Origin of the sequence: Thalassospira sp. GB04J01 (genome assembly GCF_000751115.1) — a bacterium.
GTDB lineage: Bacteria > Pseudomonadota > Alphaproteobacteria > Rhodospirillales > Thalassospiraceae > Thalassospira > Thalassospira lucentensis.
Genome location: NZ_CCDX020000009.1, coordinates 165,766 through 185,986 on the forward strand (window position 1 = coordinate 165,766; position 20,221 = coordinate 185,986).

General features: G+C 55.4%; 20 protein-coding genes. 16 read left to right on the plus strand and 4 right to left on the minus strand.

What is annotated here, in order from left to right:
* Positions 1 to 30: 30 nt before the first annotated feature.
* The 7 genes from AMM48_RS08010 to rho all read left to right on the plus strand — a co-directional run bounded on the left by AMM48_RS08010 (position 31) and on the right by rho (position 6,119).
* The gene (locus AMM48_RS08010) at positions 31 to 897 is read left to right on the plus strand and encodes a shikimate dehydrogenase (RefSeq protein WP_102783600.1); all 867 of its coding nucleotides are present in this window, start codon (positions 31 to 33) and stop codon (positions 895 to 897) included.
* 30 nt (positions 898 to 927) lie between these two features.
* A complete protein-coding gene (coaE, locus tag AMM48_RS08015) occupies positions 928 to 1,500 on the plus strand; it encodes a dephospho-CoA kinase (RefSeq protein WP_279627479.1) in 573 nt (190 codons plus the stop codon).
* A 30-nt stretch (positions 1,501 to 1,530) separates the two neighbouring features.
* Positions 1,531 to 2,235, plus strand: coding sequence for a DNA polymerase III subunit epsilon (gene dnaQ, locus AMM48_RS08020; RefSeq protein WP_102783602.1), 705 nt, complete (start codon positions 1,531 to 1,533; stop codon positions 2,233 to 2,235).
* A 1-nt stretch (position 2,236) separates the two neighbouring features.
* Positions 2,237 to 3,172, plus strand: a complete 936-nt coding sequence (locus AMM48_RS08025) for a transporter substrate-binding domain-containing protein (protein ID WP_102783603.1) — start codon at positions 2,237 to 2,239, stop codon at positions 3,170 to 3,172.
* A gap of 269 nt (positions 3,173 to 3,441) precedes the next feature.
* Positions 3,442 to 4,089 carry a Smr/MutS family protein gene (locus tag AMM48_RS08030; RefSeq protein WP_102783820.1) on the plus strand — a complete coding sequence of 216 codons (648 nt, stop codon included), beginning with the start codon at positions 3,442 to 3,444 and terminating at the stop codon, positions 4,087 to 4,089.
* Positions 4,086 to 4,445, plus strand: coding sequence for a helix-turn-helix domain-containing protein (locus AMM48_RS08035; protein WP_101301437.1), 360 nt, complete (start codon positions 4,086 to 4,088; stop codon positions 4,443 to 4,445). Before AMM48_RS08030 ends, AMM48_RS08035 begins: the two co-directional genes overlap by 4 nt.
* 411 nt (positions 4,446 to 4,856) lie before the next feature.
* Complete coding sequence (gene rho, locus AMM48_RS08040) at positions 4,857 to 6,119, plus strand: transcription termination factor Rho (RefSeq protein ID WP_022733640.1); 1,263 nt, start codon at positions 4,857 to 4,859, stop codon at positions 6,117 to 6,119.
* Between the two features lie 219 nt (positions 6,120 to 6,338).
* Here rho and AMM48_RS08045 read toward each other — a convergent pair whose 3' ends face one another.
* Positions 6,339 to 6,644, minus strand: a complete 306-nt coding sequence (locus tag AMM48_RS08045) for a hypothetical protein (protein ID WP_102783604.1) — start codon at positions 6,642 to 6,644, stop codon at positions 6,339 to 6,341.
* 148 nt (positions 6,645 to 6,792) lie between these two features.
* On the opposite strand from AMM48_RS08045, the gene AMM48_RS08050 reads away from it, so the two are divergent.
* Positions 6,793 to 7,356 carry an HD domain-containing protein gene (locus AMM48_RS08050; RefSeq protein ID WP_102783605.1) on the plus strand — a complete coding sequence of 188 codons (564 nt, stop codon included), beginning with the start codon at positions 6,793 to 6,795 and terminating at the stop codon, positions 7,354 to 7,356.
* A gap of 57 nt (positions 7,357 to 7,413) precedes the next feature.
* Here the strand turns inward: AMM48_RS08050 and AMM48_RS08055 are convergent, their stop codons facing one another.
* Positions 7,414 to 8,388 (minus strand): quinone oxidoreductase, encoded by a 975-nt coding sequence (locus AMM48_RS08055; protein WP_102783606.1) that lies wholly within the window; start codon positions 8,386 to 8,388, stop codon positions 7,414 to 7,416.
* 292 nt (positions 8,389 to 8,680) lie between these two features.
* On the opposite strand from AMM48_RS08055, the gene AMM48_RS08060 reads away from it, so the two are divergent.
* Positions 8,681 to 9,082 carry a VOC family protein gene (locus AMM48_RS08060; protein WP_102783821.1) on the plus strand — a complete coding sequence of 134 codons (402 nt, stop codon included), beginning with the start codon at positions 8,681 to 8,683 and terminating at the stop codon, positions 9,080 to 9,082.
* A gap of 36 nt (positions 9,083 to 9,118) precedes the next feature.
* On the opposite strand, the gene AMM48_RS08065 is transcribed toward AMM48_RS08060, so the two are convergent.
* Entirely contained in the window at positions 9,119 to 9,607 is a 489-nt protein-coding gene (locus tag AMM48_RS08065; RefSeq protein ID WP_102783607.1) for a methylated-DNA--[protein]-cysteine S-methyltransferase, read from the minus strand.
* Positions 9,608 to 9,695: 88 nt separating this feature from the next.
* Positions 9,696 to 11,735 carry a thioredoxin domain-containing protein gene (locus AMM48_RS08070; protein ID WP_102783608.1) on the minus strand — a complete coding sequence of 680 codons (2,040 nt, stop codon included), beginning with the start codon at positions 11,733 to 11,735 and terminating at the stop codon, positions 9,696 to 9,698.
* Positions 11,736 to 12,011: 276 nt separating this feature from the next.
* Here AMM48_RS08070 and AMM48_RS08075 point away from each other — a divergent pair, with 276 nt between their 5' ends.
* The 7 genes from AMM48_RS08075 (at position 12,012) to AMM48_RS08110 (ending at position 20,035) form a co-directional block, all read left to right on the plus strand.
* On the plus strand, positions 12,012 to 12,290 hold the full coding sequence (locus tag AMM48_RS08075; RefSeq protein ID WP_102783609.1) for a DUF6489 family protein: 279 nt from the start codon (positions 12,012 to 12,014) through the stop codon (positions 12,288 to 12,290).
* Positions 12,291 to 12,294: 4 nt separating this feature from the next.
* Positions 12,295 to 12,618, plus strand: coding sequence for a ferredoxin (locus tag AMM48_RS08080; protein WP_102783610.1), 324 nt, complete (start codon positions 12,295 to 12,297; stop codon positions 12,616 to 12,618).
* Positions 12,619 to 13,016: 398 nt separating this feature from the next.
* A complete protein-coding gene (gene mnmE, locus AMM48_RS08085; RefSeq protein ID WP_101301767.1) occupies positions 13,017 to 14,390 on the plus strand; it encodes a tRNA uridine-5-carboxymethylaminomethyl(34) synthesis GTPase MnmE in 1,374 nt (457 codons plus the stop codon).
* 121 nt (positions 14,391 to 14,511) lie between these two features.
* Entirely contained in the window at positions 14,512 to 16,410 is a 1,899-nt protein-coding gene (gene mnmG / locus AMM48_RS08090; protein WP_102783611.1) for a tRNA uridine-5-carboxymethylaminomethyl(34) synthesis enzyme MnmG, read from the plus strand.
* Positions 16,411 to 17,124: 714 nt separating this feature from the next.
* Positions 17,125 to 17,862 carry a 16S rRNA (guanine(527)-N(7))-methyltransferase RsmG gene (gene rsmG, locus AMM48_RS08100; protein WP_244271164.1) on the plus strand — a complete coding sequence of 246 codons (738 nt, stop codon included), beginning with the start codon at positions 17,125 to 17,127 and terminating at the stop codon, positions 17,860 to 17,862.
* On the plus strand, positions 17,859 to 18,686 hold the full coding sequence (locus tag AMM48_RS08105; RefSeq protein WP_101301452.1) for a ParA family protein: 828 nt from the start codon (positions 17,859 to 17,861) through the stop codon (positions 18,684 to 18,686). Before rsmG ends, AMM48_RS08105 begins: the two co-directional genes overlap by 4 nt.
* Positions 18,683 to 20,035, plus strand: a complete 1,353-nt coding sequence (locus tag AMM48_RS08110) for a ParB/RepB/Spo0J family partition protein (protein WP_102783613.1) — start codon at positions 18,683 to 18,685, stop codon at positions 20,033 to 20,035. The genes AMM48_RS08105 and AMM48_RS08110 overlap by 4 nt, the downstream gene beginning before the upstream one ends.
* Positions 20,036 to 20,221 lie beyond the last annotated feature (186 nt).

Genomic DNA, 20,221 nt, shown 5'->3' on the forward strand with positions numbered 1-20,221 from the left:
CAAAAACCAACTGGCAGGAACTCCACGCTCATGACATCACGCATTCCTTATCGCACCCTTTCGGGCAACTCGCGGCTGGCCGGTGTCATGGGCTGGCCCGTCTCGCATTCCAAATCGCCGCGTTTGCATGGCTACTGGCTGGCGAAATACGGCATTGATGGCAGCTATATGCCGCTGCCGGTTGAGCCGAAAAACTTTCAGGCCGCGTTGAACTCCTTGCGCAATCTTGGCTTTTCCGGGGTCAATGTCACCATTCCGCAAAAGGAAATGGCGATGCCTGAATGTGATGAATTGTCTGAACGTGCCCGGCGCATCGGCGCGGTCAATACCGTCACCTTTGCCAAGGATGGCCGGATGCTGGGTGATAATACCGACGGGTTCGGTTTTATCGAAAACCTGCGTCAGGAAGCGCCCGATATCGCATTTTGTTCTGGCCCGGCGGTGGTGCTGGGGGCAGGTGGGGCGTCGCGGGCGGTTTTGGTCGCCTTGCTTGATGAAGGTAGCCCGGAAATCCGGATTGCCAACCGGACCCGCAAACGCGCTGATGATTTGGCCGCGGAAATCAACGATCCGCGCATTACCGTGATTGACTGGCCGGTCGCGCCGACCGCATTGGAAAACGCATCGCTTGTCGTCAATACCACAAGCCTTGGCATGGTGGGCCAACCTGCCCTTGAAATTGATCTGACCGGATTGCCGCCATCCGCGCTTGTCACCGATATCGTCTATGCGCCGCTGATGACCGATTTGCTGATGCAGGCCAAAAAACGCGGCAACCCGATTGTCGATGGTCTTGGCATGTTGCTGCATCAGGCCCGGCCGGGCTTTCATCGCTGGTTTGGCATTGATCCTGAAGTCACACAAGAACTGCGCGACTTTGTATTATCGCCTGATTAAGCATTCAAGGGTAATCTTATTATGATAATAATGGGACTTACCGGATCCATCGGGATGGGGAAGTCGACCGCGGCCGGGATGTTTCGCTATCTCGGTGTGCCGGTCCATGACGCCGATGCCACCAGCCATGATTTGATGGCGCCAAAGGGTGCGGCTTTTGATCTGATTGCCCAAACCTTTCCCGATATCATCACCAATGGCCAAATCGACCGAAAGCTCCTCAGCAAAAAGGCCTTTGCCGATCCCGGTGTTTTGCGAACACTGGAAAAAATCCTTCATCCCCTGATCCGGGCGGCCGAAACCCGGTTTTTGCATCAACAACGATCCCTTGGCCGCCATCTTGTGGTGCTTGATATCCCGCTTCTGTTTGAAACCGGCGGTGAAAAGCGCTGTGATATCGTTGCGGTGGTATCGGCTCCGGCATTCATTCAACGCCAACGTGTAATGCGTCGAGAAGGGATGACGCCGAGCAAATTTTCCGCCATCCTGTCAAAACAGATGCCCGACCATGACAAACGACAGCGCGCTGATTTTATCATCCCGACAGGGCTGGGGCGCGCGGTGGCCTTTGATCATATTTGTGCGATTTGTGCCCAATTTTAGTGACCCTTTATGACCATCGGACCCTGATACATGCGTGAAATTGTCCTCGATACCGAAACCACTGGTCTTGATCCGTATTCCGACCATCGTTTGGTGGAAATTGGCTGTATCGAACTGATCAATCACATGCCCACCGGGCGTCAGTATCACCAATACATCAACCCGCAACGCCCGATGCCCAAAGAGGCGTTTGACGTGCACGGGCTTGGTGATGATTTCCTGAAAGATCAGCCGGTCTTTGCCGAGGTTGCCGATGATTTCATCGAGTTCATTGGCGATGATTCGGTCCTGGTCATTCACAATGCGCCCTTTGACATGAAGTTCCTCAATGCGGAACTTGGCTGGCTGAACAAACCGACAATTCCCATGGACCGCGCCCTTGATACCGTGCAAATGGCGCGCAAGAAATTCCCCGGCTCCCCGGTCAGCCTTGATGCGCTGTGTCGCCGGTTCAAGATTGATAACTCCAACCGGACCCTGCACGGCGCCCTGCTTGATTCCGATCTTCTGGCGGTGGTCTATCTTGAACTTCTGGGCGGGCGTCAGCACGGCCTGTCGCTTGATCCCAATGCACGCGGCGATGACGAAGACGGCGTAGAACGCGTTCTGGGGCCAAAGGAAAATCGTCTGGAACCACGCCCCCATGTCATCAGTGACACTGAACTTGCCGCCCATCAGGCCTATATTGAAAGCAAGGTCATAGATGCGGTTTGGCTAAAAACAAAAGAGGCGTGATGTGATTAATCGCTTTTCACGGTGGGCAACCCGGTCGAACGGATGGTGTCGGCATCGTGTAAAGGCTGGTTTTACGTCTCTGTGTGTTCTGGCGGTTTTAAATCCCGCCATCGCCACCGCCGAAGATGATCCGCTCGGCAGTCCGGTGTCGGGATTTGACGAAACCTATAAAATCCATCTGTCCGAAAACCCCAAAATCAGATCATCAGGCCGTCCCGAACCCGGCTATTTTGACAATCTTGTTATTGAAGTTTTCAAGAAAGCTGGGATTCCCGCCCAGCAGGTCGCGCAAGTCCCGTGGAAACGGGTGATGGAATTGGCGACCAAAGAACCCGGTCACGTCATTTATCCCACCACACGCACAGAATCACGCGAAGACGCCTTTAACTGGGTCGGCCCGATCAGCCGGACAATCTGGAACTTATACGGGATTTCCACCGAAAACTGGGGCGAGCACGGGTTTGAACAGGTTTTGAATGAGGCCCGGATCGGTGTGTTGTTGGGATCAGCCCGGCAAGGATATCTGCAGCAACGCGGTGCGGCGCAATTGATCATGGTCCCGCGTGAAGAATTACTGTTGCCAATGTTGCTGGCTGATCGTGTTGATCTGATTGCCATCGGTGGCAATATTTTACGTCATTACATTAATGCCATCGACATCAGTGATACGCCCGGAAAACTGCCAAAGATTGACGGGGCTTTGGCCTATCGCAGTTGCTATCTCTACGCCGCCATCAGTGGTGATGTCCCAGACAGTGATATTCAAAAGCTGCAACAACAGCTTGATGATTTCAAACGCGGTGGATTTTTCGTTGAAAACCGCCGCAATCACGGCCTGTCGACCAATCAGTCAGGATCGTTCCTAAGTGCCATGCTCGATCTCGATAATAACGGTGTCAGCTGTGTCGATCTGAACGGCGACGACGAAGACGACTAGACCGCCAATTTGGGGCGTTCTGTTTGACTAAAAATCTTCAAACAGGCGTGGTATCAGCACGCGAAAGGCTTTATGCCTTTGCAAACTGATACCGGCTCTGAGGCGGTTTTCAATTCAAACCCCTTTGGCTCACGGCTCCTTATCCTGTAACAGGCAGCGTATTTTCTTGAAAACCATGGGGTTTTTGCGGGAAAATTGCGCCGGGCGCAGGAATGGGCACAGCAATGGGCCGCAGCAGAGCGCGCACTAAGGTTAATCGATCTGGTCCGATGACACAGAAAAAGACGCAGAAACGACGCCGTGCCGTCAATGAGGAGGAAAAGGCCCTGTGGGAGGTCTTTACCCGTGACGTCAAACCCTTGCGCAGTAAAAAGCGCAAAGGCGGCGATGCCGTGTTTGATCCTGATGACGACGGCCATATGAGCGATACCGCCATCCCGTTGCCCGACACTCTTGCCGACAATCTTGAACGGTCCGAAGAAAGCCGGGCGGTGCGCAATTTGCCCTCGGCGCGCAATGCTGATCGCGGCCCGCAGGTTAAAAACCGTAAGCTCGAAGATCTTAAACCCGGTGTAACCGACGGGATTGACCGCTCCACCGCCAATAAGTTCCAAAAAGGCAAAATGAGCATCGATGGCCGCATCGATCTGCATGGCATGACGCAGGAAGTCGCCCATAATGCGCTCAATTCCTTTATCGAAGACAGCTGGCGGGCGGGAAAACGCTGTGTGCTGGTGATCACCGGCAAGGGATCGCGCCCCGATGAATATGGCCGCACCGGGCTTTTGCGGTCACGTACCCCGCAATGGCTGAGCGCCCCGCGCTTGCGCACCCGCATTCTTGCCATCCATCAAGCCCAGATTCAGCATGGCGGGGCCGGGGCCTTTTATGTTTTGTTGAAACGGAGACGCCCGTGACACCTTTTGGCAACCGCATCAGGGAATTACGGGCCCGCAACGATGTCACCCTGACCGATATGGCAAGCGCATTGCAGCTGTCCCCAGCCTATTTGTCCGCCCTTGAACACGGCCATCGCGGCCGACCCAGCCCCGGTCTGGTGCAACAGATTTGCGGCTATTTCAATCTGGTCTGGGATGAAGTCGACGATATCAAACGGCTGGCCCAGCTATCGCACCCGAAAATCACCGTCGATACCGCCGGGCTGGAACCCGAAGCCACCGAACTTGCCAATCTTTTATCTGAACGGATCGCAGGATTAAGTGACGATCAGTTGTCGCGCATGCTCGACATTGTCCGCGAACGACCATCCTAAGGGCTTTAGGGCAGGCAAACCCAAACCAATCCGATGCCGGATCAAATGCATGACCAAATGCCAGATCAACTGTCGGACAAATTTACTGTTCTGGTTGAGGGGTTTTGACACGTTTTATGACCCTAAAACCGCAAGTTGGTTACAGAATCGTGTTTTTTGTGCATCAGAGGCCCTAAAATAGCAACATGGCGCGAAACACGGTTTGACTATTGTGATTATCGCGGTTATCAATCGGGGGTGTTTCGATCCAGAAACATGAAAAAACCCTGCCTTTATGCAACTACAAGGTTTCGAACCGTCCGCACGCCCCAGCATTTGCCTGAGTGCCTTGCCCGACGGTCAACCGCACATCCTATCCTATCCCATTGACGTCTTCGCCCTTCCGGCAACCACAGATCATTAAACGCACATATGCATCTTCAAGACCTTAAAAAGAAATCACCGACCGAGCTGCTTGCTCTGTCCGATGAACTTGAAATCGAAAATGCCAGCACACTCCGTAAACAGGAGTTGATGTTCGCCATTCTCAAACAGTTGGCCGAGAACGACCACGCCATTTTTGGTCTGGGTGTTCTTGAAGTGCTGCCGGATGGCTTTGGCTTTTTGCGGAGTCCCGAGGCAAACTACCTTGCCGGACCCGACGATATTTACGTCTCCCCCAGTCAGGTGCGCCGCTTTAGCTTGCGCACCGGTGACACGGTGGAAGGCCAGATCCGCTCGCCCAAAGAAGGCGAACGGTATTTCGCGCTGCTCAAAGTCGACAAGGTCAACTTTGACGCGCCCGAAAAAGTCCGTCAGCGCGTTAACTTCGATAACCTGACCCCGCTGTATCCTGACGAGCCGCTCAAGATGGAGCGTAATATCGATCAGGAAGGCAACAAGGACACCACCAACCGGGTGATCGAACTTGTTGCCCCGCTTGGTAAAGGTCAGCGTGCCCTGATCGTGGCACCGCCCCGGACCGGTAAGACCGTGATGCTGCAAAATATTGCGCACGCGATCGAAGAAAACCATCCGGAAGCTTATTTGATCGTTCTTCTGATTGATGAACGACCCGAAGAAGTCACCGACATGGACCGCTCGGTCAAAGGTGAAGTCATCAGCTCGACCTTCGATGAACCGGCACAGCGTCACGTTCAGGTCACCGAAATGGTGCTTGAAAAGGCCAAACGCCTTGTCGAGCACAAGCATGATGTCGTCATTCTGCTCGATTCCATCACCCGTCTGGCGCGTGCGTATAACACCGTCGTGCCAAGCTCGGGCAAGGTGCTGACCGGGGGTGTTGATGCCAACGCGCTGCAACGTCCAAAACGCTTCTTTGGTGCGGCCCGTAACATCGAAGAAGGCGGCTCGCTGACCATCATCGCGACCGCCCTGATCGATACCGGCTCACGCATGGATGAGGTCATCTTTGAAGAATTCAAAGGGACCGGTAACTCCGAGCTTATTCTGGACCGTAAACTGTCTGACAAACGTATCTTCCCGTCGATTGATATCCTTAAATCGGGTACCCGTAAGGAAGAACTGCTGGTCGATAAATCGGTGCTGTCGAAAATGTGGGTTCTGCGCCGTATCCTCAACCCGATGGGGCCACAGGACGCGATGGAATTCCTTTTGGGCAAGCTCAAAACAACCAAAAGCAACGACGATTTCTTCGATTCCATGAACGGATAGGCCAACCCTTTGGTTCTAAACCGTTATGCGACAATCGTCTGATGATTAAACGGGGCCTTTCGGGCCCCGTTTTTTTGTTGGCTGACGCATAGGATGGTCATTGTTTCACATGAAACAGTATGGCCTGTTCGGTGCGGTTTTCGGGGTGATTGGCGGACGTCTTTTGATCGATGGCCTGCGCGATTTGCGCAATTAGGTTCAGATCCTCCTCGACAGGATTTACATCAGCACCAGTGTCACCTCGGCACCATATCCGTCCAGCCGTTGCTGCTCGACCATCGCATCGCCGGGATCAATGCTGAGTTTACCATCGCCCAAACGAATGCCGATATGGTGCGGGCCATAGCACAGGGTAATCGCCAGCTCATCACTGGTTTCAATCATGCAGGTCGCGCTGTCCCCACCGGCTAAATGATGGGGTGGGGCACTGTCCCAGCCAGTTTGGGGCGCCAGACTGGTCAGACTAAGTGCCTGTTTGGTATTGCCATTGCGCAAGGTCAATTTCAGTTGCATGGCATGGGACATGGTGGGCCTCCTTGGTCGGGACGTTGGTGAACCGGGGCACAATCCCTATGTAGGAATTGATTTTCCGATGCGATAGGGGATCAATGCTTGAAACCCGCCAACAGCCATGTGATTCTGATGGTCTTCATTCACGACGGTTGCGAGCTTGATGCAGCTTTTACTCAAATCTGTTGATTTTGCCGCCCGCGCGCACCGCGATCAGCGGCGCAAAGGCCCGGCAGAAGAACCCTATATCAACCACCCTATTGAGGTTTCGCGCCTGATTGTCGAATGCGAACCCCACACGCATGAAGACATTCTCTGTGCCGCCATCCTGCATGACGTGATCGAGGATTGCGGCGCGACCCGCGATGAAATTGCCGCCTGTTTCAATGATACGGTCGCCGATATCGTGCTGGAAGTCAGCGATGACAAGGCCTTGCCGCGTGATGAGCGTAAAGCACAGCAGATCGAAACTGCCCCCGACCTGACCGAGGCGGCCAAACTGGTCCGCCTTGCCGATAAGGTCGCCAATGTCGGGGCGATGTTGACCGACACCCCGATTGGCTGGGACGAGGACCAAATCCTTGCCTATGTCAGTTGGGCCGAGGCGGTTGTCGCCCCGTGCCGTGTGGTCAGTGACAATCTGTCAGAACGCTTTGACGCAATTGCGCGCGATGTCCGGGCCTTCCACACCCCCGAAGAACAACAAAAGGCAGAAGCCGGGGTTTAATCCAGCCTCTGCCTTTATTTAAATCTAAGATTATATATCTGATCTTAGGTAGATATTTTATACTGTAAAGACAATCGATCCGTTGGTTTTACGGCCTTCAAGATCATCATGGGCCTGCTTGGCATCTGCCAACGGATAGGTCGCGGTAATGTCGATTTTGACCGCCCCGGATTTCAGCACATCAAACAGATCATTGGCCGTGGCCAGCAATTCTTCGCGCGTTGCGGTATAGTGGAAGATGCTGGGTCGGGTCAGGAAATAGGCACCGGGAGCCAGCGCCTTGATCGGCACGGGCGGGACAGGCCCGGATGACTGACCAAAAGTAACCATCATGCCCAGCCGTTTCAGGCATTTGAGCGAATCATCGAACGTGTCTTTCCCGACCGAATCGTAAACAACTTCAACGCCTTGACCCTTGGTGATTTCCATCACCCGTTCGGACACGACCTCATCACGGTACAGGATCGGGTAATCGCAGCCCTTTGCTTTGGCAATTTCGGCCTTTTCGGGCGATCCAACTGTGCCAATCACGGTCGCACCCAGATGCTTGGCCCACTGACAGACAATCTGGCCAACACCGCCTGCGGCGGCATGGATCAGGATGGTGTCACCCTTTTTAACGGTGTAGGTCCGGCGCAAAAGGTACTGTGCGGTCATGCCCTGCAGCATGGCGGCCGCGGCCAGCTCGAAACTGACATCATCGGGAATTTTGACCAGCCCCTTGGCCGGCATGACGCGTGCCTCGGCATAGGCACCCAGCGGCTGTGCGGCATAAGCCACCCGATCCCCAACCGAAAGGTCGGTCACCCCGGCACCAATCGCCTCAATCACGCCAGCCCCCTCAAGCCCAAGCCCGGATGGCAGGGACGGGGCCGGATACACCCCGGAGCGGAAATAAATATCGATATAGTTCAGGCCGACAGCCTTCTGCGCCAGGCGGACTTCACCTTCGCCCGGTGCACCAACCTCGACGTCTTCAAAGCGCAGCACATCACTGCCGCCGGTTTCATGAAAGCGGAATGCTTTGGTCATTTAAGACCTCCCGTTATTTGTTCGCGTTCTGTGAACGTCTGTTGCGTCAATGGCAGGAGTGTAGGTCAGATGTCACTGATTTGCAGCAGGGGATTACGCCGAACTGTTGTGCAGTGATGCAGACGACATGGGGCTCGCGCCAGACGACTGAAAATGTCGGTGGCTTCTTGCGGGCTCCTGACTCATCCTGTCATGAGTTTCTGCTAAGCTTCTTTACAACGGGTTTTGCTCTTGATGAGCAGAAGCTTATGCGTTTTCGGGCGTAATTTGGTCTTTAACGGGGAGTTTTATGATGTCTGTGATCAGTCACATCACATTGGGAACAAACGATAAATCGCGTTCTAAAGCCTTTTATGACGCCGCTCTGGGGGCCATCGGCTTTAAACGCGTGCCCAAGCCCGCTGAAAAGCCGCTGGCGTATGACCGTAATGGGCAAATGCCGACCATTTATATCTATACGCCCGAGGATGGCCGCCCGGCGACTTGGGGCAATGGCACCCATGTCGCCTTTACCGCCGACACCCGCCAACAGGTCGATGCCTTTCACGCCGCTGCACTGGAAAATGGTGGCATGGATGAAGGCCAACCGGGATTGCGCAGCCACTACGGCCCGAATTACTACGCGGCCTACGTTCGTGATCCCGATGGCAATAAATTACAGGCAGTCTGTTACGCCAGCGATGAGGCCAGATAAAGCCGGGACTCTGCGCAACGATTAGGCGGTACCGGATTAAAGATCAAAACTGCCCTGATCATCGCCAAGCGGAAGGTCGACACCCTCGATCTTTAAAAGTGCCCGCTTGGTTTCAAGCCCACCATCGCCGGAATAGCCGCCCGGCTTGTCGCCCGATGCCAGAACCCGGTGGCAGGGAATGATGATCGGGATCGGGTTAAGCCCGCAGGCCGTGCCAACCGATTGAAACGCCTTGGGCGATCCTGCGGCGGTGGCAAGGTCCTTATAGGTCGCGGTTTTTCCGGCCGGGATTTTGCACATGGCGTCCCAGACCGCCTTTTGGAAATCGGTGCCATCCGGGGCAAGCGGCAGATCAAAATCACCGCGTTTTCCGGCAAAATAATCCGCAAGCTGCGCTTTGGCGTCTTCGAGAACCGGACTTGTTTCCATCTCTTCGACAAAACCCCAGTCGAGTGCGACGATCACACCGTCAAATTCAAAGATGGTCAGCGGGCCAACCGGGCTGTTGATCGAAATCTGGGGCATGGTCTGTCGTGATCCTGTTAAAGACGGGCAGGGGCATGTGCTGCGGTGGCGCATATCCTCTTGCCCGTCAAAGCCGTGTATAAGTGCCTTATGCCGCCTTGGCCGGTAGGTCGGCAAGCAATTTGGTAAGGTCATCAGGTGTCGTCACCGGGGCGGAGCATACCGGCCCCTGACAGACATAGGCGGTTTCCTTGCCATCAATCGCGGTTTTGCCAGATGCCGGGTGACCCGCGGGCAGGGTATCGGTTTCTGACAGGATGGTGATCGCCCGGTTGGGCAGATAGGCGGCAAAGATCGCACGGCGCATCTCAAGATAAATCTGGCTGCGGTCCTTGGCAATCAGGACAATCTGCACCGGGTTTTGCAGCATTTCCGCGGCCAGAAGCAATCCCGGCATATTGGGGAACTGTTCGGTCAAACGCCCGCCAAAGGCCGACAGGGTGATTTCCGTGCGGTCGCGATAGGTCGTATCCCCGGTCAGCGCATAAAGCTTGGCCAAATTCTGCGCCATAATCGCATTGCCCGACGGGACTGCGTTATCCATATGCGGTTTCTGGCGGACAATCAGGTCCGTGGCATCCGAGGCCGACTGGAAATAGCCACCCTTGGCATCGGCAAACAGGGTTTCGACAGTTTCTGACCATGCAACCGCCTCACGCAGATAGGCATCCTCGCCAAAGCATTCAAACAGGCGCAAAGCAGCCCGGATCATATGGGCGTAATCCTCCAACATTCCGGTATGCTGGGCTTTGCCATCGCGGTAACTGTGCAAGAATCGGTCGCCGTCCGTCAGGGTGCTGGTGACGAAGTTATAGGCCAGCTTGGCATAATCGAGCCAATCGGCCCGCTTGAACGTCATGGCGGCTTCGGCCATGGCGGCAATTGTCATCGCGTTCCAGTCGGTCAGTGCCTTGTCATCCCAGCCCGGACGGATGCGCTTGGCGCGTTCGGTCAGCAATATTTGGCGCAGGCTCGCCAGTTTTTCCTCGATCTCCTCATCGGCAAGGCCCAAGCCCGACTGGGTGCGGTTAAGGATGGTATTGCCTTCCCAGTTGCCGTCTTTTGACACGTCATAGAATTTCTTGAACAGATCGGCGTCATCGCCCAAAAGCGCGTCAATTTCGGCCTCTGTCCAGACATAGAACTTGCCTTCAACGCCTTCGCTGTCGGCATCAAGGCTGGCGGTAAAGGCGCCACCGGTGATGCGCATTTCGCGCAAAATCCATGTGATGGTTTCTTCCACCCGTTTGGCATAAAGCGGATTGGCGTCGATGCGCCAGACATCGCACAAAAGATCAATCAGCTGCGCATTGTCATAGAGCATCTTTTCAAAATGCGGCACCAGCCATTGGTCATCCACGGCATAGCGGGCAAACCCGCCGCCCAGATGGTCATAAATGCCGCCCTGACACATGCGATCAAGGCTGTGTTTGACGATGCGTTTAAGTTCATCATCGTCGCTTCGCACCCCGGTCCGCCAGATCAGCGACAATAGGCTGGGCTGCGGGAATTTCGGCGCACCGGTTGTGCCGCCATTTTTGGCATCCATGATCTGCAAACAGCCATGCCCGCAGCGATCAATCATTTCCAAGCTCGGAACGGCACCATTGGCCCCGCTGTTCATTTTTTGAAGGGCTTGGGAAATCTGCGTGACGTTGTGGCGGATATCTTCGGGCTTTTCGGCATAAAGCTTGGCGATGGTTTTAAGGACCTCGTCAAACCCGGGGCGGCCATAACGCGCGGTTTTGGGAAAATACGTCCCGCCCCAGAACGGTTCCCCATCCGGGGTCAAAAACATGGTCAGCGGCCAGCCGCCCTGTTGACCGAGTAACGCCAGCGCATTTTGATACACCGCATCAAGATCGGGGCGTTCTTCACGGTCAAGCTTGATGTTGACGAACAGATCATTCATCAGCCCGGCCATCGCATCATCTTCGAAGCTTTCATGGGCCATGACATGGCACCAGTGGCACGCCGCATAGCCCACAGACAGAAGGATCGGCTTGTTGGCGGCCTTGGCCGCAGCCAGAACCTCCGTGCTCCAGGGCTGCCAGTGCACCGGGTTATCTGCATGCTGGCGCAGATAGGGGCTGGTTTCTGATCCAAGATTGTTTGTCGCGAGATCCATGTCATTTCCTGTGCCGCCAATCGGGTGGCCGGCGTTTGGTGGGCAGGTGCGAATCAGGTGGCGTTCATGATCCGTAACTCTTTGTTATGGTGTTTATCCTAAGGGTAGAACCATCATACTTAAAGGCCAACGGCGGTAATTCTTTGTCGGGTGACCCGATAAAGTGGTTTTTGCGGCGCGGATTTGCCGATTATGCCCGATTATGATTGAGATGCCGCCGGGGCAAGTCATAATGATTGCGACCAGACAACAGAAAAGAACAAGGAGATCGGGGCGATGAAAGTAACCGTCGATATAGATTGCAGCCCGGAAGAACTGCGCACCTTCTTTGGCTTGCCGGACGTTCAGCCGATGCAACAGGCGATGATGAAAGAAATCGAAGACCGCATGAAAGCCAATCTTGCGGCGATGGACCCCGAAACCATGGTCAATACCTGGCTGCCCCAGGGCATGCAGAACTGGGATCAGATGCAAAAGGCCTTCTGGGGCCAGTTCAACGCCACCGGACAAACCGGGCAGGGTGGAAAACCGGGCAAAAAAAGCGATAAGGACTGAATTGTTGAGCGACCATTACTATCAGGCACATGTGTTTGTCTGTCAGAACGAACGCCCAAACGGGCATGAGCGTGGATGCTGCAATTCCAAGGGTGCCACCAAACTGCGCAATTATATGAAGGTGCGTGCCAAGGAACTGGGCCTGCCGATGACCCGGATCAACACCGCCGGGTGCCTTGATCGCTGCGAATTGGGGCCGGTGATGGTAATTTACCCCGAAGGCACGTGGTATCGCTATGACACCATGGAAGACATCGACACCATCCTGACGGACCACCTTGTCGGTGGGCAGGTGGTGGAACGGTTGCGGCTTGCGGTGGATCAATGACGATCCTGACGTCGTCACGGTCCCGGGTTTCTAAGGTTTTGACCGCCAAATTTTCCGGCACCGATTGCTGTGTCGTGACTCCTGAGCAGCCATCATCTCAAACCGTCACTCCCGCGTAGGCGGGAGTCCATGGTGCTACAAGCGCCGACCGCTTGTCTTCGTGCCTATGAGAACGCCGTCTGGATACCCGCCGTCGCGGGCATGACGGGTGACGGGGAAAACTCTCTGAGACAGTTTTTTATTCTTCTGTTCCGGCCTTAAAGACCTGTTGGTATTTAAAGCGATATGTTGACCTTTCGGTCTGTCTGACCGATATCGACAGCACAGATTGAACCGATCGCGTTGCCACGCCATGACGCAGGCCGCATTGGTGCCACAGCCAAAACGACGGACAGATCATGATTGCACACCAAAACACCATTTTTGCCCTGTCATCCGGGGCCGGACGCGCCGGCGTTGCCGTCATCCGTCTTTCGGGTCCTGCGGCGGGCCAGACGCTCTGTGCGTTGCTGGGCCGTGATCACCTGCCCAAACCACGCCAGGCGGTCTATGCGCCGATCCGTGATCCGCAAACCGGCGAACGGCTTGATGATGCGGTGGCGATCTATTTTGCCGGTCCGGCCAGCTTTACCGGCGAAGATGTGGTGGAGCTTCATACCCACGGTGGGCGGGCCGTCATTGACGGGGTGCTGGAATGCCTGTCGCGCCAACCGGGTCTGCGGATTGCCGAACCGGGCGAATATACCAAGCGCGCCTTTGAAAACGGCAAGATGGACCTGACCGCGGCCGAAGGTATTGCCGATTTGATCGATGCCGAAACCGCCGCCCAGCGCCGTCAGGCGGTGCGCCAGATGGCCGGGGAATTGGGCGCGCTTTATGAAGATTGGCGCGCGCGCCTGATGAAGGCGCTAGCCCATATCGAGGCTGATATTGATTTCCCCGACGAAGATTTGCCCGACGGGATTGTGCCGGTGGTGCGCGGTGATTTGATCGCGGTGGGCGAGGCAATCACCCGCCATCTGGCCGACAATCGCCGGGGTGAACGCCTGCGCGAAGGGTTCCAGATTGTCATCCTTGGCGCGCCCAATGCCGGAAAATCAAGCTTGCTTAACCGTCTTGCCCAGCGCGATGCCGCGATTGTGTCGGAAATTGCCGGAACGACGCGCGACATGATCGAGGTTCACCTTGATCTGGGTGGGTTCCCCGTCACCATGGTTGATACCGCCGGCTTGCGCGAAAGTGGTGATGTGATTGAAACCGAAGGCGTGCGGCGTGCGACGGCACGGGCCGATAATGCCGATTTGCGCCTTGTGGTGATTGACCGCGACGACTGGCCGACCATTGATCCCGAAGCCGCCCGTTTGATTGATGGCAGCACGATATTGTTGATCAACAAGGTCGATGATCTTGGCAGCGCCGATATTCCCAAGGTCTGGAACGGGACATCGGCGGGTGGGGCCAAGCTGGAGCTTCCCGTTTTGCCCATATCGGCCATGACCGGGCAGGGGATGGAAAGTCTCTTGCAACTGCTGGAGACTCGCGTAAAAGAAGGGCTCGATTTTGCCGGTCCCGTACCCCTGACACGGTTGCGGCACCGCCGGGCACTTGAAAGTGCCAGCGACCATCTGGATCGCGGAATGAAGACCGATATCGCCGAACTTGCTGCTGAGGATGTACGCCTCGCGGTGCGGGAAATCGGCAAGATTACCGGACGTGTCGATGTAGAAGACTTGCTCGATATTATCTTCGGCGACTTCTGTATCGGCAAATAGGATTACCAGAAAGTGTTTCACGTGAAACATCGGCTGTTCCGATGACGCGTGTTTGACGTTTAGAACCCCTAAAAGGTTCGATCCCGCAAAACGACGGCGGGGGGATGGAATGAGGAAGTCGATGTCTCAGACTGAGCAGCATAACCGTTTTGATGTGATTGTGGTTGGCGGAGGCCATGCCGGTTGCGAAGCCGCGGCTGCCGCTGCGCGCATGGGGGCCAACACCGCACTGGTCACGCACCGTGCCGATCGCATTGGGGAAATGTCGTGTAACCCGGCCATCGGTGGTCTGGGCAAGGGGCATATGGTTCGCGAAGTTGATGCGCTGGACGGGGTGATGGGACGTGCGATTGACCGCGCAGGCATTCAATTCCGCATGCTTAACCGTTCCAAAGGACCGGCCGTACGCGGACCGCGTGCGCAGGCCGACCGCAAGCTGTATCGTCAGGCTGTGCAGGATATTCTGGCCGAGCAGGAAAACCTCACCATCCTTGAAGGCGGTGTTGAGGATCTGATCATTGATGAGAACCATCGCGTTTCGGGTGTGATCACTGGCGATGGCAGCAGCTATCATGCGGGTGCCGTCGTTCTGACCACCGGCACGTTTTTACGCGGGCTTATTCATATTGGCGAGAAAACCACGCCGGCCGGCCGCATTGGCGATGCCCCGTCGATGGGACTTTCCGAGACGCTGGAAAAATACGATTTCAAACTGGGCCGTCTTAAAACCGGGACACCGGCGCGCCTTGATGGCCGCACCATTGATTGGGCCAGCCTGCAGGAACAGCCGGGCGATACACCACCCGATCCGTTTTCCTTCTTAACCTCTGAAATCACCGTGCCGCAAATCCCGTGTCATTTGACCTGGACGACCGAGGCGACCCACGACATCATTCGCGCCAATCTGCACCGCGCGCCAATGTATAGCGGCCAGATCAACAGCAGCGGCCCGCGCTATTGCCCGTCGATTGAAGATAAGGTCGTGCGTTTTGCTGAGAAAAATCAGCACCAGATTTTCCTTGAACCCGAAGGGCTCGATGATCCGACGGTGTATCCAAACGGCATTTCGACGTCTTTGCCTGAGGACGTTCAGCTCGCCATGCTGGTGACCATTCCGGGTCTGGAAAAGGTTGAAATCTTCCGCCCGGGTTATGCGGTGGAATATGATTTTGTTGATCCGCGTGAATTGCGCCATACGCTGGAAACCAAAAAAATCGCCGGGCTATTTTTTGCCGGGCAGATCAATGGCACGACCGGCTATGAAGAAGCCGCCGGGCAGGGGCTGGTTGCCGGGGTCAACGCTGCCCTGTTGTGTGATGGCAGCGAACGTGAATTCCGGCTTGATCGGGCGGACGCCTATATCGGTGTGATGATCGACGATCTGGTAACCCAGGGGACCCGCGAACCCTATCGCATGTTCACATCCCGCGCCGAATACCGTTTGATGTTGCGCGCCGATAACGCTGATCAGCGGTTGACGGATCGCGGGCTTGAAATTGGCTGTGTGGCCTCACCCCGTGAACAGGTCTGGGGCGATAAAAAAGCCGCCCTTCAGGCTGCCAAGAGTGATGTGTCCAGTTTGGCCGAAACACCCAATACGCTGGTGAAATTTGGCATCAAGATCAATCTTGATGGCGTGCGCCGCAGTGCCTATGACCTGCTGGCCTATCCTGATATCGACTTTGACACCCTGACACAGGTCTGGCCGCAGCTCGCCACGATTGATCCCGCGATCAAGGAGCAGGTGGCGATTGACGCGCAATATAAAGGCTACCTTGACCGTCAGTCGGCCGATATTGCCGCCTTCCGCCGGGACGAGGAATTGCGCCTGCCACGCGGTCTTGATTTCGATAAGGTCGGTGGGCTGTCAGCGGAAATTCGCATTAAGCTGAAAGAAATCCAGCCGGAAACCATCGGCGCCGCGTCGCGGATTCCCGGTGTGACCCCGGCGGCGGTGACCGCCCTGTTGGGCCATATCAAAAGCCACAAGCATCAGGTCAAAAACGCCCGCAGCGCATAAAGGCTGTAAGCCGATAAGCGATTAGCCGAGCGAGGCAACCCCGACGCCTCCAACAAAATTCGTACCATCGACAAAGATCAACAGCCCGGTCGGTTTACTCCGATCGGGCTGTTTTCGTTTAGGTTAGTGCAACCGAACATCACACCTAAAGCGCCAAGCCGTATCTGCGTCCTTACGGGGTAACCTTTGAAGGAGAGGGGGCGAGGTCATCTGAAGGAAGTAAGTTATCTTTCAGTAAGATCAAGCCGCGCCCTCAAACGCCAAGAATCCATTTTCTGCCCGTCGCAAAGGGTCATCTGGCTAAACGGACACCTGTTCTCATTTTGGGGTAAGCCTGAGGGGGTTGATGTCAGAAGGGAAGCGATCTCTGAGGAAGAAGGTTGCCAAATTCTCGACAGGATACGAACGTCACGCCTCTGAGGTTGAGGGCGGCTTGGGGCTGACTTGGCGGCAAAGAATTTCAGCAAAGATTATTTTGTTGGACAGGCAGCGGTTTGGCGGACATCGCTGCCAGCGACCAACCCAGCGACCAACCCAGCGACCAACCCAGCGACCAACCCAGCGACCAACCCAGCGACCAACCCAGCGACCAAGAGGTAAAGGGTAGGTGTCTTGATATTCAGATACGTGCCCGCGAGCGCATTCTCATGAAGAAGCAAGCCGATGCAGTTTTCTGACAAAAAACATTCTTCTCAATGTTTCACGTGAAACATTTTGGCAAAAATTGATCCATTTTTGCTGCTCTGGGAGATAAAAAGATGCGTCAATGTGAAGTCAAAGCTGGCGTGTTTTGAAAACGCGGCGTATAAATCGTTTATGCAATCCATTTCCGAACCCGTAAAAACATGGTTTGAGCGCGATTTGAGTGTTTCACGTGAAACATTGGACCGCTTGAGCCAGTATGCAGACCTCGTTGTGAAGTGGCAGCCGCGGATTAACATTGTCGGCGCCAGCACAGCAGAAGACGTTTGGGGACGTCATTTACAGGATTCTGCGCAGCTTTGGCCGCATCTTCAGGACGTCGCGACCACTGGTAAAATCGTCGATTTTGGATCCGGGGCCGGTTTTCCCGGTATTGTCCTTGCCATTTTAGGGGCAGGGAATGTCACGATGATGGAATCCAACACCAAGAAAACCGTCTTTCTGATGGAAGCAGCACGGGTGTGTGGTGTTCTTGGGCAGACCAAGATTGCCCGCGAGCGAATCGAAGCGGCCCAGCCGTGCGAAGCCGATGTGGTGACGGCGCGTGCTTTCGCGCCCCTGCCAAAACTGTTGGAATTTGGCCAAAGACACCTGAAACCGGGTGGCCACTATGTGTTGCTAAAAGGACGTGCCTTTGAGGATGAACTGGCGGACGCACGCGACGCTGGTTGGACATTTGATGTAACCACGCATGCCAGCCTGGTCGATCCGGACGGCGTTGTGATGATCTTAAAAGGAGTAAGCCGGTGACCGACGTAATTGACTTGCCGCTTTCGACCAAAGCCAAGGGTGAAGGACATCGCCCGCGCATCATTTCGGTGGCCAATCAGAAGGGTGGGGTTGGTAAAACAACGACAACGATCAATCTGGCGACCGCCTTGGCGGCGGTCAACCAGCGGGTTTTGATTGTTGATCTTGACCCGCAGGGCAATGCCAGCACCGGTCTTGGGCTGCGCCCGTCAGATCGTCAGATCAGTTCCTATGACGTGTTGATCAATGGCAACACCCTTGAAGAAGCGCGGATTGATACGCCGATCCCGCGTCTGAGCATTGTGCCCGCGGGTATGGATTTGACGGGGGCGGAGATTGAGCTGGTTGATTTTGAACGCCGCGAAACCCAGTTGAAGGAATCGTTGGCCCGGTTGCCGCATGACGTTGATTACGTGCTGATTGACTGCCCGCCGTCTTTGGGGCTTTTGACGCTGAACGCGCTGGTGGCGTCTGACGCAGTTTTGGTGCCATTGCAGTGTGAGTTCTTTGCACTTGAAGGCATCAGTCATCTGGTACGTACGATCAAGCGGGTCAAAAAGGCCTTTAACCCGGACCTTGAGATTCAGGGTATTGTCCTGACCATGTATGACAAGCGTAATAACCTGTCTGCACAAGTTGCCAATGATGTGCGTGATTATTTTGGCGATGTGGTTTATCGCACGGTGATTCCGCGCAATGTTCGGGTGTCCGAGGCACCAAGTCACGGCACGCCGGTTCTGGTTTACGATATGAAATGCCCCGGTTCACGGGCCTATCTTAATCTCGCCAGTGAAGTCTTGAAACGCGAAGGGGTGAAAGCATGAGCGAAGCAAAAAAACGTGGGTTGGGTCGCGGGCTGTCGGCCCTTCTGGGTGAAGAAGACGAGGATGTCGGGGTTGCCGTTGCCGCCAATGCCGACGCGGCGGTCGCACACCCGGGGCCGGGTGGCACGACGCAGCATATTGCGATTACCGATCTGAAACCGTCGCCGTTCCAGCCGCGCAGTAATTTTGACGATGAAGCAATCGATGACCTCGCGGCCTCAATCCGCGAGAAGGGTATTATCCAGCCGATTCTCGTCCGCGCGTCGTCAACCGGCGAAACCACCTATGAAATCATTGCTGGCGAACGGCGCTGGCGCGCCGCACAGCGCGCCCAGCTGCATGAAGTACCGGTTTTGGTGCGCGACTTTGATGATCGCGAAACGGCTGAAATTGCCCTGATCGAGAACCTGCAGCGTCAGGATCTTTCGCCGCTGGAAGAAGCTGAGGGCTATAACCGCCTGATGAGCGAGTTTGCCCATACCCAGGAAGCGCTGGGTCAGGCGCTGGGGAAAAGCCGAAGCCACATCGCCAACAGTTTGCGCCTGCTGGCCCTTGCGGCACCGATCAAGCAGATGCTGTCAGACAAGGTTTTAAGTGCTGGTCATGCGCGCGCTTTGCTGGGTGCTGAGAATGCGGTCGAGTTGGCAACCCAGATTGTCAAAAAAGGCCTGAACGTCCGTCAGACGGAAAAACTGGTGAAAACCGACGGCGGCAAAACAGCCCGTCCGAAGAAGTCATCAGGCGGGCGTTCGGCCGACAAAGACCCAGATACAGTGTCTTTGGAACGCGATCTTAGCAACATGTTGGGGTTGGCGGTTAATATCGACTTTGACGGGGCGGCGGGGAAAATTTCGATCCGCTATGAAACGCTTGAGCAGCTTGACGATATTTTGCAGCGCCTGACCCACGGCAAGGCGGGGGAAATGGCGGGTGATGACTCCAGTGGTGATCCGTCTGATTCGGATGAAAACGAATTCGACTCGATGTTTATCGAAGACGATGAAGCCGGTAGCGGTGCGGAAAATGATGATGAGGATGCGCTGACGGTTGAGCTCGAATCGATTGCCGATGCGGTGCACGGCACTGAAGACAGGGCTGGGGACGTGCTGGACGACGACCTGATCATGGATGATGAGCCCGAAGGGGATGCGCCGATCGAACAGGAAGAGGTTGGCGAAGACGCGCTGGAGGAGGTAGCCGATGGCACCGGAAAAAAGCCGGAACGTAAAATCCGCATGCAAGATCTTGATCGCGACAAGATGAACGCGCTTAAGGCGCTTAAGCAAGAGCAGGATAAAGCCAGAGCCAAGGCCAACGGGACTGAGGTTGTAGTGAAGCGCATTCTTTAGGGTTTAAAGCCCGGCATACCGTCTCAGCGTCGATTTGAACCGGGTTATAGACTCATACGAAAAGAGAAGGGCTTTAGAAACCGGGGACTCGGCGCTATACAGCCGCTCCGAGCACTTTTGTCGCGCATCCAGGGTGTTGAGTCATGTCATTTACAGGTTAAGTCAGGCTTTTGCCGAGGCTGCCCT

Excerpts from the sequence above, each read along its gene's own strand:
- AMM48_RS08010 (WP_102783600.1), top strand. The coding sequence starts at position 31 with ATGACATCACGCATTCCTTATCGCACCCTTTCGGGCAACTCGCGGCTG.
- mnmE (WP_101301767.1), top strand. The coding sequence starts at position 13,017 with ATGATTGCACACCAAAACACCATTTTTGCCCTGTCATCCGGGGCCGGA.
- mnmG (WP_102783611.1), top strand. The coding sequence starts at position 14,512 with ATGTCTCAGACTGAGCAGCATAACCGTTTTGATGTGATTGTGGTTGGC.
- AMM48_RS08030 (WP_102783820.1), top strand. The coding sequence starts at position 3,442 with ATGACACAGAAAAAGACGCAGAAACGACGCCGTGCCGTCAATGAGGAG.
- coaE (WP_279627479.1), top strand. The coding sequence starts at position 928 with ATGGGACTTACCGGATCCATCGGGATGGGGAAGTCGACCGCGGCCGGG.
- AMM48_RS08055 (WP_102783606.1), bottom strand. The coding sequence starts at position 8,388 with ATGACCAAAGCATTCCGCTTTCATGAAACCGGCGGCAGTGATGTGCTG.
- AMM48_RS08070 (WP_102783608.1), bottom strand. The coding sequence starts at position 11,735 with ATGGATCTCGCGACAAACAATCTTGGATCAGAAACCAGCCCCTATCTG.
- AMM48_RS08065 (WP_102783607.1), bottom strand. The coding sequence starts at position 9,607 with ATGCCCCAGATTTCGATCAACAGCCCGGTTGGCCCGCTGACCATCTTT.
- AMM48_RS08050 (WP_102783605.1), top strand. The coding sequence starts at position 6,793 with ATGCAGCTTTTACTCAAATCTGTTGATTTTGCCGCCCGCGCGCACCGC.
- AMM48_RS08060 (WP_102783821.1), top strand. The coding sequence starts at position 8,681 with ATGTCTGTGATCAGTCACATCACATTGGGAACAAACGATAAATCGCGT.
- AMM48_RS08110 (WP_102783613.1), top strand. The coding sequence starts at position 18,683 with ATGAGCGAAGCAAAAAAACGTGGGTTGGGTCGCGGGCTGTCGGCCCTT.
- AMM48_RS08075 (WP_102783609.1), top strand. The coding sequence starts at position 12,012 with ATGAAAGTAACCGTCGATATAGATTGCAGCCCGGAAGAACTGCGCACC.
- AMM48_RS08045 (WP_102783604.1), bottom strand. The coding sequence starts at position 6,644 with ATGTCCCATGCCATGCAACTGAAATTGACCTTGCGCAATGGCAATACC.
- rho (WP_022733640.1), top strand. The coding sequence starts at position 4,857 with ATGCATCTTCAAGACCTTAAAAAGAAATCACCGACCGAGCTGCTTGCT.
- dnaQ (WP_102783602.1), top strand. The coding sequence starts at position 1,531 with ATGCGTGAAATTGTCCTCGATACCGAAACCACTGGTCTTGATCCGTAT.